Genomic DNA, 13,732 nt, shown 5'->3' with positions numbered 1-13,732 from the left:
TCCTTGTCGTGATCTGTGTACTGCATGCTGCGTGGTGACTGCGTTGGCGGGTACTAGGTTCAGCACCCGCCAACGCGTCGTACACCGGGTGCTACTTGGTCTGTCCTGCCTTGACCTCAGCGGCGGTGTAGTAACCGGAGTCAACCAGCAACGAGCTGATGTTATCGGCGGTCACGATGTCCGAATCAAGCAGGAAGGAAGGAACAACCTTCTTGCCGTTGTCATAGGATTCGGTGTCGTTAGCTTCGGGCTCATTACCCTCCGCGTAGGACTTCACAGCAGTGACTGCCTGGGAAGCCAGCTTGCGGGTGTCCTTGAAGATGGTTGAGTACTGCACACCGTCCTGGATCAGCTTCACCGAAGCGATTTCGGCATCCTGACCGGTGATGATTGGCAGACCGTCCTTGATGGACTTGCCGTAGCCAGCGTTGGTCAGTGCGGTCTGGATGCCACGGGAAATCCCGTCGAATGGCGAGAGCACACCGTCAATCTTGGTCTTGCCACCGGCGTAGTGCGCGGTGATCAAGTCCTCCATGCGGCTCTGGGCTTCTTCCTGGCTCCAGCGCAGGGTTGCAGCCTGTTCAATCTTGGTCTGTTTGGACTTGACTACCAAGGTGCCGTCATCCATGAATGGCTTCAGGGTATCCATGGCGCCCTTCCAGAAGAAGTGCGCGTTGTTGTCATCGATGGAGCCGGCGAAGAGCTCGATGTTCAGCGGGCCCTTCTTTCCGGTCTTCTCGCCCTTATCATCAACAAGGCCTAGGCCGGTCAGCAGCGAGGTAGCCTGCTGCACGCCAACCTTGTAGTTGTCGAAGGTGACATAGAAGTCGACGTTTTCGGTGCCGTTGATCAGGCGGTCATAGGAAATGATCGGAATGTCTTGATCAGCTGCAGCCTGCAACTGGCTGGATAGTGCGGTGCCGTCGATGGAGGCGACCACCAGGATGTCTGCACCCTTGGTGATCATCTGGTCGATCTGCTGCTGCTGAGTTGGGATGTCATCGTTGGCGAACTGCATGAAGACCTCGTAGCCGGCTTCTTCAAGCTGGGACTTCACGGCTTCACCGTCGGCAATCCAACGCTCGGAGGTTTCGGTTGGCATGGCGACACCGACCTGGATATCTTCAGGCGCCTTGCTGTCGCCACCGGCTGCGTCGCCACTTCCTGCTCCGCCACCGCCACATGCGGCTAGTGAGCCGATCAGTGCTAGGGATCCGAACGTGACTACCGCTCGGCGAGCCCAGTTATTCCGTGCCATCTTTTCCTCCTGCGTGTTCCGATTCGCTCCGGCGGTGCGACCGGGCTCACACTATGTTAGCGCTAACAACGTGCTTTGAGCCACTTTTTTGGAGAAGAATTTTTTAACAGGTAAATCATCTGGTGTCGAACCCGCGGGAAAGCGCGGCCTTAAGCGACTCATCCAACGGGTCTCACGCCACGAATGGATGTGCACGAGTAGTAACTACGGTGTTTACTTAAGGTCGAAAAGCGAATCAAGCCCGAGAAATCTCAGCCTCACAAAAAGCTCTAATTGCTCTTCGCGTAGCGCGAGGCTGGTGCATTCATTGCTGCTAGCGGCGATTAACGGGTCTTCTCAATAGTGCAGGTAATACGAAGGTTGACACCCACAACCCAGCGACAATCAGGCTGAACCAAAGCCCTTCAACACTCCCTGGCTTGCTTTTGTCGACGGAGAAGTACCAGACGCAAAACGTCGTGACGGCAAGGGCGAAAAGAATGACTCTGATCGTATTCAAGATCGTTTGAACTGGATGCAATGCAAGTCGAACAATAAAGCCCACTACTAGCACGCCAGCAACAATAAGAACTATCGGCACGTCTACACCTTTTCTATCGACCGTTTAGACAATATCACGGTTAGAATCGACAACTCTATGCGGATTACCGCTGCGACCTGTGGATCATATACTTCCCGCCACGAAAAAACTGACACGGACCCTAGATCCAGAAGCGTTCGATTAACGAGCACAAGGGCCGGCAACTTTTGTTGCCGGCCCTTGTGCTCTTCATTTTTTCTTACAGGCCCTGCGCCAGACGGTAGTACGCCTGGTTCAGTCGCACCTGTTCGGCGAATCCGCGACGCGTAGTGTTCTCATCGATGACTAGCAATTCGGTTCCAGCGATTTCTGCAAAGACCTCAAAAGCCTCAATGCCGGCGGCCGTAGACATCACCGTGTGGTGCGCTCCACCGGCGGTCAACCAGGATTCGGCCGAGGTGGAGAAGTCTGGTCGTGGCTGCCATACGGCGCGTGCCACCGGCAAGTTTGGCAGGTCCTGTGGCGGAGTAACCACGTCCACTACGTTGGCCGTCAACCGGAAACGCTCACGCATATCGGCCATGGAAACAACTACCGCGCCCGTGGTCGCGTCCGCGTTAAAGACCATGCGTACCGGATCTTCACGGCCGCCAATGCCCAGCGGGTGAATCTCGATTCGTGGCTTGGTAGTGGTCAACGACGGGCACACCTCAAGCATGTGCGCGCCGAGGATCAGTTCCTTGCCCGGGGTCAGGTCATAGGTGTAATCCTCCATCAGCGAGGCACCACCGGGGAGCCCTGCTCCCATTACCTTGGCCGCGCGTACCAGCACCGCGGTCTTCCAGTCACCCTCGGCACCGAAGCCGTACCCCTTACCCATCAGACGTTGTACGGCGAGGCCAGGTAGCTGCTTCAGCCCACCGAGATCTTCAAAGTTGGTGGTGAAGGCCCACGCACCTAGTTCTCGTAGGAAGGACTCGATGGCCAGTTCCTGACGAGCCGCATAACGTAGCGACTCGTGACGCTCTGCACCGGCACGCAACTCGGCGGAGACGTCGTATTCTCGCTCATATTCTGCAACCAGTTCATCCACGGCAGGCTCGGAAACTGCTTCCACGGCTTCCACGAGGTCGTTGACCGCCCAGGTGTTCACTGAAACACCGAAGCGTAGTTCTGCTTCGGTCTTATCCCCCTCGGTCACCGCAACGTTGCGCATATTGTCACCGAATCGAACCAATTTCATCGTCTGGGTGGCGTTCCAGCCTGCGGCGCCTCGCACCCAGTTACCGATACGCCCGGCTACCGCCGGGTTGGAAACGTGACCAACCACCGTGGTGCGGGTGGCACCGATACGGGTTGCTAGGTACGCGTATTCACGGTCACCGTGTGCGGCCTGGTTCAGGTTCATGAAATCGAAGTCAATGGTGTCCCAAGGAAGTTCAACATTGGCCTGAGTATGCAGGTGCAACAATGGCTTAGCCAGTGCTTTCAGACCAGAGATCCACATTTTGGCTGGGCTGAAGGTATGCATCCAGGTAATCACACCGAGCACATTGTCATCCGAATTTGCGTCCAGCATGGCCCGACGAATCGATTCGGCATCCTTGAGTACCGGTTTCCAGATCACCTTTGCGGGAACCTGTTCGGAATCTCCCAGCGCCTGGGCCACCTCGCGTGACTGCTCGGCGACCTGACGCAGGGTTTCTTCCCCGTAGAGGTCTTGGCTTCCGGTGAAAAACCAGATTTCCTTGGATTCATATGCTTTGCTCATGATGTCCTTTCGGATTGAAGTATGCGGGCGCGAAAGAAGCGCTTATTGTCCGTAAACGTTTTGGTAGCGTGCGTAGAGCGCGTCGATATCTTCGCTGCGCATCGGCACCGAGTCACCTAATTGGCGAGAGATGTGAACTGTGCGGGCCACCTCTTCACACATCACCGCCGCCTTGACGGCGGAGCGTGCGTCCTTGCCAATGGTGAAGGGGCCATGGTTTTGCATGAGTACCGCCGGGCTACGCGACTCACGTAGTGTCTGGACGATGCCTCGGCCGATGGAGTCATCACCAATGATGGCGAATGGTCCCACCGGAATGGGTCCACCAAATTCATCCGCCATCATGGTCAGCACACAAGGAATTTCTTCCCCACGGGCAGCCCATGCGGTCGCATAGGTCGAGTGGGTGTGCACCACGCCGCCAACATGCGCCAGATGTTGGTAGGTGTAGGCGTGCGCGGCAGTATCCGAGGAGGGAGCGCGGGTTCCGTCGATGAGCTCCCCATCCAGCGTGCAGACCACCATGGATTCGGCAGTCAATTCCTCATAGGCAACGCCGGAAGGTTTGATGACAAATACATCGGCGCTGCCGTCGGCAACCTCTGGGTTTCGTACGCGTTGCGAGACGTTTCCGGCAGTCCACACCACCAGCTCATAACGTGGCAACTGCGCGTGCAGTTGCGCGACGAGTTCGCGCGCTTGCGCGATTTCTTGGCGCATTGCTTCTGAGTATTTGGCTAATCCTTGAGCATCGCTCATCTGAGAACTCCTTGGTGCCGAGGTGGACATGTTTTAGATCGCTTTAATCGCGGCGTGTTCAATGGCCAGCCCCGCCCGGTAACTGTTCAGGTAGTCTGCGTAACCGGCCACGTCCTGCGGCAGTGGTGAAACCTCGTCTAGCTGCGCGTCCGCGAATACCTGCGAATTCAGATATTCGGCGAGGCTCACCGTTGGATTAGTGCCGACATAGTGACGATATGCGGCCAGCACGGCGATCCCCCAGGGCCCACCGTGTTGTGCCGTGCTTCCAACGGAAACCGGCACGTTAAGTGCCGCGGCGAGGAGTCGTTGGGCGGCTTGTGCGGTGCGGAAAATGCCACCGTGGGCGAACATTTTCTGAATTTTGACACCCTCTGAGCCAAGAATCTCCATCCCCACGCTTAAGGTCGCAAACATCGAATACACCTGGGTTCGCATGAAGTTTGCAAGATTTAGGGTTGAGTCGGGGGTACGCACTAGCAGTGGCCGGCCCTCGGTTAATCCGGTGACCGGTTCTCCGGAGAGGTAGTTGTAGGCAACGAGTCCTCCCCCGTCTGCTGCACCGTCTAGCGCCGAGGTCAAAAGCGCCTGGTACACCTCATCGTCGGAGGCCTGTTGGCCTAATGCGGATGCGAATTGTCCGAAGACCGAGGCCCAGCTCGCCAGTTCACTGGCCCCGTTATTGCAGTGCACCATGGCTACCGGGTCCCCGGTAGGGGTGGTGACGATGTCAATTTCGGGGTGAACTTCGCGTAGCGCAGCGTCGAGGACCACCATTGAGAAGATCGACGTTCCGACCGAGACGTTTGCGGTGTGTGGGGCGACCGAGTTGGTTGCCACCATTCCGGTTCCAGCATCTCCTTCCGGAGGACAGCACTGCGCTCCGGGTTGCAGTTGCCCGCTTGGGTCAAGCAGCAGTGCACCCTGCGCAGTCAGGCTCCCGGCATCTGCGCCGGCAGGCAATACTTCAGGCAGCAGCTCGGCCAGCGTGCCAGTGGCACCTAAACTCTGGGCTAGCGAATCAAAGGTTGCTAAGAATTTGGTGTCATAACCAAGAACAGAACTATCCAGCGGGAACATGCCCGAAGCGTCTCCGGCACCTAATACTCGGCGCCCAGTGAGCTGCTGATGAACAAAACCAGCCAAGGTATTGAGGCTAGCTACCTCAGCAACATGTTCCTCGTTGTCCAATAGTGCCTGGTAATAGTGGGCTACTGACCAGCGCTGAGGTACGTTGAACTCAAAAGCCTTGCTTAGTGCTTCGGCGGCCCGTTCGGTGGAGGTATTGCGCCAGGTCCGGAATGGGACCAGCAACTGACCCGCATCATCAAAGGCTAGATAGCCGTGCATCATGGCCGAAATCCCAATGCTTGCAAAGTTGGTGGGGCGCACCGAATATTGCTGTTCGCACTCGTTGACGAGGTTGGCGAAGCACTCTTGCAGACCGGTCACGATAGCTTCACGTGAATAAGTCCAGCGGCGGTCCACAAACTGGTTTTCCCACGCATGCTGGCCACTGGCCAGCTGTTCGTGGTTGGGCCCGATGAGGCTCGCCTTGATATTCGTCGAGCCGAACTCGATGCCGAGCACCGCACGTCCCGAACCGATCACCTCGGGCGCAGACATACCTATGTGGTGACCAGTCATGGCTTCTCCGTCCTACACCCACATGCGGGTGACGCTCAATGTCTTCGCGTTCCGCCGCGCGTGAGGGCTTGAAGTCCTACGGCTAACCGGAACGCTCACACAATGTTAGCGCTAACAAAATGCGATGCGCAACACATGAAGAAGTTTGAGTTACCCACTTTGGCGCACAGATCAGCTCCGCGCAGGTGGCGCAGTGCTTGCTCGCACAATCATTGTTGGTGCGATCATCCGTGGACCAGATGACGCCGGATCATCATTGAGCAACTCGGCGAGCGCAGCACGTCCCACGTCGCCAAAGGGCTGGCGCACCGTGGTCAGCTTGGGAATATAGAACTCGGCAATCTGTAAATCATCAAAGCCCACTACCGACACGTCTTCGGGAACCGACACCCCAGCTTCCCAAAAGGCCCGCAATAACCCGATGGCCAGATAATCATTGGATGCGAAAACCGCGGTAATTTCTCCGGCCTTCACCCGCGGTGCAAGACTGACTCCCGCGTCATAACCGCTCGGAGCCAGCCAGGACTCGGCAGGAAATTCCACCGCGTCATAACCCGCGGCCGCCATAGTCTCACCCCACCCAATTTTGCGTTCGGTCGCATCGAACCATCCGGTAGGTCCAGAAACGTGCACGATTTTTTGGTGTCCTAGCGAAATTAAATGCTCTGTGGCCTGTCGTGCGCCGTCGCGTTGATCAATATATACGTAGTGCACCGGATCATTCTCAAGAACGTTCGTGCGGGCGGCCACCACGACCACCGGCACCTTCAGCTTTAGTTCATCGATGGCCTCGGTGACCTGATCATGTGGGGCAACTACCACCACGCCATCCACGCTCTGGTCGGTGAGATGGTTCAGCGCGGTGACCGCGGCACCAATGTCATAACTGTCCATGGAGGTCACCGTGACAAAATACCCTTGGGCACGAGCCGCTGCTTCTACCGCAAGCACGGTGGACTGCGGCCCAAAAAATTCGCTGCCAATGGTCAAGATGCCGATGGTGCGTGTTTGTGCCGTAGCCAAGGCACGGGCAGCGAGGTTCCTTCGGTATCCGAGCTCTTTAATTGCCTCTAAAACCCGTACCCGGGTGCCTTCGCGGACGTTCGGATGATCGTTCAAAACCCGGGACACGGTTTGGTGGGAGACTCCGGCGACTGCTGCCACGTCCGCCATCGATGGCGGCCGGCTGGAAGAGCTCTCGGCGTCAGTCTGGTAAGTATTCACATTCGTCATTATCGCAAACCCTACGAGCCCCTCCGACTATAAAATCTCATATTGCCTACATATAAAAATTTTCTCAGCCTGAGAACACGACAAAGTGCCCACAGATATTCATCAGCGGGCACTTTGTCAAAATTGGTACTTTCAATCTTTTTCATCAGGTTTGTCGCTAGGACTTTCGCCTCTAATGCTCCGGTGTTTCGGCGACTTTGGGTACAGGCAGCTGAATGGCTCCGGTCTGAATCTGTTCAAATTCTTCGGGAGTCACCACGGGAATTTCATAGCCTTCCTTATCGATGAGCTTGCCACCTTCAAAATGGTCACCCTCGATCAGTCCGCAGATCTCTTCGCGCTTCACCAAACGTGGCGGGGCGGCGGAGAAGACCGAGGAGTTTTTGGTATTTCCGAACCTAAATTCGTTGAACAGCAAGTTCAGCAATACCGCCATGATGGCCGCCGAGGAGATTCCCGAGTGGAAGATCGTTTCAAACCAATTTGGGAAATTTGCATAGAAGTCAGGCTTGACGATCGGGATACAGCCGAAGGAGATGGACGCGGCCACAATCACCAGGTTCATTCCGTCATACTTGATCTTCGACAGCGTGCGAATTCCCGAGGCAGCCACGGTTCCGAACAAGACGATTCCAGCACCACCAAGAACTGGCGTGGGAATCGCTGCGACCACCCGTCCAAGGATTGGAAGCAGTCCAAGTACCACCAGGATTCCGCCACCGGCAGCCACGACAAAGCGACTGGTGATCCCGGTGATTGCTACCAGCCCAACATTCTGCGCAAAGGCAGACTGGGTGAAGGTATTAAAGATTGGAGCCACCGCCGAAGATGCCATATCTGCGCGTAGGCCATCGGCAATACGTTTGGAATCCACGCGGGAACCAGCGATTTCACCGACCGCAAGAATGTCGGCGGTTGTCTCCGTCAAGATGACCAAGACAACGATGGTCATCGAGATGATTCCACCGAGTTCAAAAACCGGCATTCCGAAGGCCAGCGGCTGTGGGAAGGCGAAGACTGCACCGGTCCCCACTTGCGAGAAGTCGGCCATGCCAAGCAATGCGGCGCCGACGGTGCCTAAAGCGATCGCGATCAAGATAGACATGCGCGAGATGGCTGCGATACCAACCTTGGACAGCAGCAAGACAAGCAGCAAAGTACCGGCGGCTAAACCAATATTCGCCAATGATCCGTAGTCCTCAGCTTTAGCGTCCCCGCCCATAGCCCAGTTTGCTGCTACCGGGGTCAGCGATATGCCAATCATGGTGATCACCACGCCGGTGACTACCGGCGGGAAATATCTGATGACTCGGGCGAAGAATGGGGCGATGAGGAAACCAATGAGCGCCGCGACCAGCACCGCGCCGAAGACTGCCGGCAACCCTCCACCACCGTTGACGATGGCGACCATGGTTGCCACGGAGGCGAATGAGGTGCCTTGAACCAGCGGCAGTTGGGCACCGAAGAAAGGAATGCCGATAGTCTGCAGGATGGTTGCTAGCCCACCAATGAATAGGCAGCTGGCTACTAGGAGCCCTACTTCTTCACTGCTCAGTCCGGCCGCTCCACCGATGATGAGAGGTGGAGCAATAATGCCGCCATACATCGTCAATACATGCTGGAGCCCGTAGGCCAACGACTTTCCAAAAGGTAATTTAGCGTCTTCCGGGCGTGCTGCTTTGATAGATTCGTTGTGTGTAGCGCTCAAGGCTGACCTCCTACGTCAGTCGCCGCCAAAAGGGTGTACCGGTATACCAGCACTGGCACACCCTTTTCACGTCGAGTTAGATAAATGCAGGGATATTAGCCCAGACCGGATGGTTAGCCTCGGTGCCCTCACGGGTGACAGTCGCTTCGATCAGCCCATAGGGACGATCAGCAGCAAAGAACACTTCATTCGGGTTGTCCTGCCCAAAAACATCAAGGTCCACCAGGAAGTGATGCTTGTTTGGCAAGGACATCTTGATTTCAGCGATTTCTGGATGTGCCTCCAGAACCGCTTGACCCATGTTGTACATGCTCTGCTGCAGAGCATAGGAGTGAGTGAGCGCAAACTGCGTCAGCAGCAAGGATCGCACCGACGCGTACACGGCATCAAAATCGATGCCGGCGGACACAGCTTCCGGGGTGTAGCGCCAACGGGCGGTGACATCGGTGGCGAGAATTCGTTCGGTGGTGCCCTTGAGCGTGGTGTATTTATCCACCGGGAACCCATGGAATTCACTGCCGGTGGACTTCAAAACCGTCAGGTCTTCCAGTCCTGCAACGATACATTTTTCACCATTTTCGGCAATTTCTAAGACCGCGGTGCGGACCTCGGACTTGTTCTGTGAAAACGCGTGATCATGGTCGTTGATCCGGTCCCAGAAGAATTGTTGTGCGGCCCAGCGTCCTCCGGTCACCCAATCGAATTTGCTGGTGAAGTGTTCGCCGAGTCGAACCAGGAACTCTTCTGGTGAAGCCACTCCATCACGGGCCAAGCCGTATACGGTGTTTTTCTGGGTGTCGGTGGCGACCACATGGGCGTTGTCGCCATCGGTATGGGCGGCGGCGAAGTCTCCGTGCAGTTGACTGGTGACGTTTAGATCTTGGATCTGATGACGGTCGGTGTCTCGGGTGATCTTCACCAGGTGGACTTCAGCTTTACCGTACTGGTTGCTTCCTAGGACGATTTTGGTTCCGGCTGGGGCCTTGATTTGTGCGGTCATGACTCTAACTTCCTCGGTACGTGGAATATGCAAACGGGCTGATAAGAAGGGGTACGTGGTAATGCTCGGCAACGTCAGAAACGTAAAATTCGATGCTTACCGCGGGGAAGAAAGTTTCCGTTCCCTGCTTCCCGAAATAGTCACCGGTTTCAAAGGAGATCCGGTAGCGGCCTATTTCAACCTGAGTCGGTCCAAGATGCTTAATGCGTCCGTCCGCATCGGTGATCTGGGATCCGATTTCTTGCCAGCCGGATGCCGAATTGGCTTCCAGCGTGGCCTTAACACCAGAGGCAGGCCTCCCGGTCCCGGTGTCGAGAATATGGGTGGTGATGTGACTGCGTTCCGCGGTCTGTTCATCCATGGAGTACTCCTTAGTTCAAAGGGGTGGCTTTAGTGGCTGATGGCATTTTCTAGCCGTAGCAGCGCAATGGCGCTTAGTTGCTCGGCTACTTCGCGCGCTTCAATGTCATCGGCATTACCCAAACGGCGTTCGCATTCGCTCAGGATTTCGGCGCTGCTTCGGCCGGCGGCACGGATGAGGAATACCCGGTTAAATCGGGCTTCGTAGGCTCGGTTAGCCGCGGAAAGCTGAGCGGTAATGTCGTCGTTCAGCTGCAGGTCCGCTTGTTCACCACGCGAAAGGTGGGCTGCGGCCGAGTTCCCGTCGGCTCGTTCACCGATCCTTGGATGGTGTGCCAACGCGGCGGCAGTTTCTGCTTCGCTCAGGGTTTCGGCACTTCGATAACCTGTTGCAAGTAATTCATCGATACTTGAGTAGGGACGAGATGCGACGATGTCGTTGATCCAACGCTCCACATCGAGGCATGGGCGCAGAATCGCTGCGGCCTGCCCCTGAGAGAGGTTGTTAAAGTCTTCGAGGTTCATTGGGTGATCAGCTCTTTTCTTACACCACAATCCGGCGGCTGAACACCCTTACCACCGATGACTTATCGGCTTCGACTCGATGTTTTTGGATCGTGGAATCTTCGTTCCACTACTGTAAGCCAACTCACACCACTCCCGTCAAGTGGTTTTGCAAAGCTATTTTTTGAAGTGTGATTTATTGCCCGGAATTTCAGTCGGAAGAAGTTTTTAGGCGCAAACCCTTGCCAACACTCCAGCTACCCAGAGATACTGGTTCCGTACAACAAAAACAAACTTCCATATTGTGGAATGAATAGATTCAAGAAGGAGGGTCGCCATGACCGCCAACCAGCCGGCCAGCATCAACTACTCACCCAAGGAAACGCGGGTCCTCAGCGCGACCACAGCACTGCAAACGGGAATGTTCCAGCCAATTGAAAACCTGGATCCAGATATGTCCCCACGGCCTCGAATCAACCCTTCCGCGCCAACCTTTTTCGATCGATTGCTGCGCAGGTAACACCCGCCCACCTCGTGGGCCACGAACAGCGCAAAGACCATGCTCCGGAGGCGCCGAGCATGGTCTTTGCGCACTTAAAATATTCGGCACCACACATGATGCCACCGGAGAATTGATCCCGTGAGTAATCGGATACTTGATTTTCTTGCCCCGCAGCACTTGCTAATTTGCGCCAGCAACTTTCACTCGCGCACCACTTTGGGTCGCGCTATCTTCAATTCCTGCCAACACCCGTTGCACTGCAAGCCCATCAGCGAAAGAAGGGCTAGCTGGGATACCGCTGACAATGGCCGCCAAGAAATCCCGGATTTCATGGGTGAAACTTTCGGCCCACCCAAGTACGTGCCCGGTAGGCCACCAGCCATCTAAGTACGGATGTTCTGGTTCGGTGACCATAATCGATTTGAAGCCCTGCTCCCCGGCATCATGCGAAGCCTCGTACAACTTCAAAAAGTTCATTGACTCCAAATCGAATTCTAAGGATCCTTGGGATCCGTAAACCTCGATACGAAGAGAATTCTTCCTCCCTGTGGCCATCCGACTGGCTTCCACCGTGGCGATTGCGCCATTATCCAGTTCTAAGGTCGCCCAGATCGCATCGTCGACGCTGACCTGCTCTGGCCCCGAGTCTCCAGCCCGTTCGGTGACAAAGGTTCGGCTGGTCGCCGAAGCCGAGCTGATCTGCGCCCCGGTGAGAAACCTGAGCTGGTCCACCGCGTGAGAAGCCAAATCTCCCAGCGCCCCGGACCCGGCTTCATCCTTGCGCAACCGCCACGTCATAGGAGCGGAATCATCGACGAGCCAGTCCTGATAGTAGCGAATGTTCAACTGTCGCAATTGACCCAGCCGCCCCTCGGCTAGCATCCGCTGAGCCATGGTCAGGGCAGGAATTCTCCGGTAGTTGAACCCCACCATGCTGATCACTCCACGCTCGGCCGCCGCCAGCGCGGCCGCATTCATCTCCTCGGCCTCGGCCAGCGTGTTAGCCAGTGGCTTTTCAACCACCACGTGTTTGCCATGCGCTAAAGCAAAAAGTGCTATTTCAGCGTGCAGGGCTCCCGGGGTGCAGATATCGACAATGTCTATATCCTCACGGAGGATTGTCGCGCGCCAGTCGGTGCTAGATTCTTCCCACCCATATTTGGCAGCTGATTCGGCGGTGCTGGTGGGGTTAGAGCCCACCAGCACCCGCATGCTCACCAGGGTCGAATCGTAGGTGGCGTTAACGTTTCGCCACGCTTGGGAATGGGCCTTGCCCATGAACGAATGGCCAATCACCGCAACCCCAAGGGCCGATCCTGTTCTGAGCATTTGCTTCTCCTTCTAGTGGAACTAATTTCGCTACGCTCTGCGGCCTAGGACTCAAAGGCTGTAGGCAAATACTTCTCCACGTTGTCCTTGGTCACCACTGCGGCATACAGCACAACTTTGCGCGGAATTTCAATGTCCAACAGGTCTTCCAACGAGCGTTCCTGGGCAACAAGTCGCGCCATCCTCACGCCATCAGCGGCCTGATATGCCGGGTACACGGTGGTCGCCTTGACCACCGAATCTCCGGACTGAATCTCACGCATCATATTTGCCGAACCGCCATTACCTACCATGAAGAATTCACTACGGTCTGCGGCCTTGATGGCTGCCAGCACCCCGACGCCCTGATCATCATCGTGGTTCCAGATTGCATCTAGATGAGGTGCAGCTTGCAACAGGTTTGAGGCGGCACGCTCACCGGATTCCACGGTGAACTCTGCTGGAACCCGGTTCGAAACTTCAAGACCACATTTGGCCAGCGCATCTTTGAAACCTTCACTACGCTCCTGGGTGAGCGGCAAGGAATCAATTCCAGGAATTTCACCGATTTTGGCGTCTTTTTTGTCGCCCAGTTCGGCGCAGATGAAGTCGCCAGCGGAGACTCCTACGCCATAGTTATCGCCGAGCACCGTGACTCGTGACGATTGCGCGGTACTGAACTCACGGTCAACGTTGATCACGGGGATGCCCGCATCCATGGCTTTTTGCGCCACCTTGGTCAACGCTGCCCCATCGAAAGGCAAGAGCACAATCGCATCGACCTTGTCGTTGATCATCGTCTCGACCTGGCTGATCTGTACGCTGACGTCGTTGGTGCCTTCGGATACCTTCAGTTCTACGTCTGGGTAATCCTTCGCGGTTTCCACCGCGAGGTCAGTCATGGCAGCCATGAATCCGTGATCCGCGGCGGGAACCGACAAACCAATGGTGACCTTCTTGCCTTCTTCGGCGTTGGCGCCGGCCGCTGCCGGGGCATTTTGGGCGTCGGAAGATTCATTGCTGGGTGCTGGTGAATTTGAGACGCAAGAGGTGAGCATAAAAGCCGACGTTGCGAGCAGCGCGGCCGCACCCAACATCTTGCGTGGACCCTTAATCGAGGCAAACATTTCTTCTCCTTTGAATCATTGTTACTGCGAGTGGT

General features: G+C 56.1%; 12 protein-coding genes. 1 reads left to right on the top strand and 11 read right to left on the bottom strand.

All coding sequences use genetic code 11. The features are described from left to right. Window positions 1–91 precede the first annotated feature (91 nt). The 9 genes from chvE to uraD all read right to left on the bottom strand — a co-directional run bounded on the left by chvE (window position 92) and on the right by uraD (window position 10,781). Window positions 92–1,258: a multiple monosaccharide ABC transporter substrate-binding protein gene (chvE, locus tag CIK74_RS07480; protein WP_096255208.1), complete on the bottom strand. Its 1,167-nt coding sequence runs from the start codon at window positions 1,256–1,258 to the stop codon at window positions 92–94. A gap of 779 nt (window positions 1,259–2,037) precedes the next feature. Continuing rightward, entirely contained in the window at window positions 2,038–3,549 is a 1,512-nt protein-coding gene (araA, locus tag CIK74_RS07475; protein WP_096255207.1) for an L-arabinose isomerase, read from the bottom strand. Between the two features lie 42 nt (window positions 3,550–3,591). After that, the gene (locus tag CIK74_RS07470; protein WP_096255206.1) at window positions 3,592–4,308 is read right to left on the bottom strand and encodes an L-ribulose-5-phosphate 4-epimerase; all 717 of its coding nucleotides are present in this window, start codon (window positions 4,306–4,308) and stop codon (window positions 3,592–3,594) included. 33 nt (window positions 4,309–4,341) lie between these two features. After that, complete coding sequence (locus CIK74_RS07465) at window positions 4,342–5,955, bottom strand: FGGY-family carbohydrate kinase (protein WP_240520487.1); 1,614 nt, start codon at window positions 5,953–5,955, stop codon at window positions 4,342–4,344. A gap of 171 nt (window positions 5,956–6,126) precedes the next feature. Beyond that, on the bottom strand, window positions 6,127–7,188 hold the full coding sequence (locus tag CIK74_RS07460) for a LacI family DNA-binding transcriptional regulator (RefSeq protein WP_240520486.1): 1,062 nt from the start codon (window positions 7,186–7,188) through the stop codon (window positions 6,127–6,129). 172 nt (window positions 7,189–7,360) lie between these two features. Then, entirely contained in the window at window positions 7,361–8,896 is a 1,536-nt protein-coding gene (locus CIK74_RS07455) for a nucleobase:cation symporter-2 family protein (protein WP_096255204.1), read from the bottom strand. Between the two features lie 76 nt (window positions 8,897–8,972). After that, complete coding sequence (pucL, locus tag CIK74_RS07450) at window positions 8,973–9,896, bottom strand: factor-independent urate hydroxylase (protein ID WP_096255202.1); 924 nt, start codon at window positions 9,894–9,896, stop codon at window positions 8,973–8,975. A 4-nt stretch (window positions 9,897–9,900) separates the two neighbouring features. Beyond that, window positions 9,901–10,257, bottom strand: a complete 357-nt coding sequence (gene uraH / locus CIK74_RS07445) for a hydroxyisourate hydrolase (RefSeq protein WP_096255200.1) — start codon at window positions 10,255–10,257, stop codon at window positions 9,901–9,903. Between the two features lie 29 nt (window positions 10,258–10,286). Continuing rightward, entirely contained in the window at window positions 10,287–10,781 is a 495-nt protein-coding gene (gene uraD, locus CIK74_RS07440) for a 2-oxo-4-hydroxy-4-carboxy-5-ureidoimidazoline decarboxylase (protein WP_096255198.1), read from the bottom strand. A 316-nt stretch (window positions 10,782–11,097) separates the two neighbouring features. Between uraD and CIK74_RS07435 the strand changes: the two genes are divergently transcribed. Further along, the gene (locus CIK74_RS07435) at window positions 11,098–11,280 is read left to right on the top strand and encodes a hypothetical protein (protein ID WP_096255195.1); all 183 of its coding nucleotides are present in this window, start codon (window positions 11,098–11,100) and stop codon (window positions 11,278–11,280) included. A gap of 162 nt (window positions 11,281–11,442) precedes the next feature. Here the strand turns inward: CIK74_RS07435 and CIK74_RS07430 are convergent, their stop codons facing one another. Both CIK74_RS07430 and CIK74_RS07425 read right to left on the bottom strand, forming a co-directional pair. Continuing rightward, complete coding sequence (locus tag CIK74_RS07430; protein ID WP_096255194.1) at window positions 11,443–12,591, bottom strand: Gfo/Idh/MocA family oxidoreductase; 1,149 nt, start codon at window positions 12,589–12,591, stop codon at window positions 11,443–11,445. 44 nt (window positions 12,592–12,635) lie between these two features. Continuing rightward, a complete protein-coding gene (locus CIK74_RS07425; protein ID WP_096255192.1) occupies window positions 12,636–13,697 on the bottom strand; it encodes a substrate-binding domain-containing protein in 1,062 nt (353 codons plus the stop codon). Between the last annotated feature and the right edge of the window lie 35 nt (window positions 13,698–13,732).

It is taken from the genome of Glutamicibacter sp. BW77, assembly GCF_002332285.1.
Lineage (GTDB): Bacteria > Actinomycetota > Actinomycetes > Actinomycetales > Micrococcaceae > Glutamicibacter > Glutamicibacter bergerei.
The sequence above is the reverse complement of the archived record's forward strand: the minus strand, read 5'-3'. Positions and strand labels throughout refer to the sequence as shown.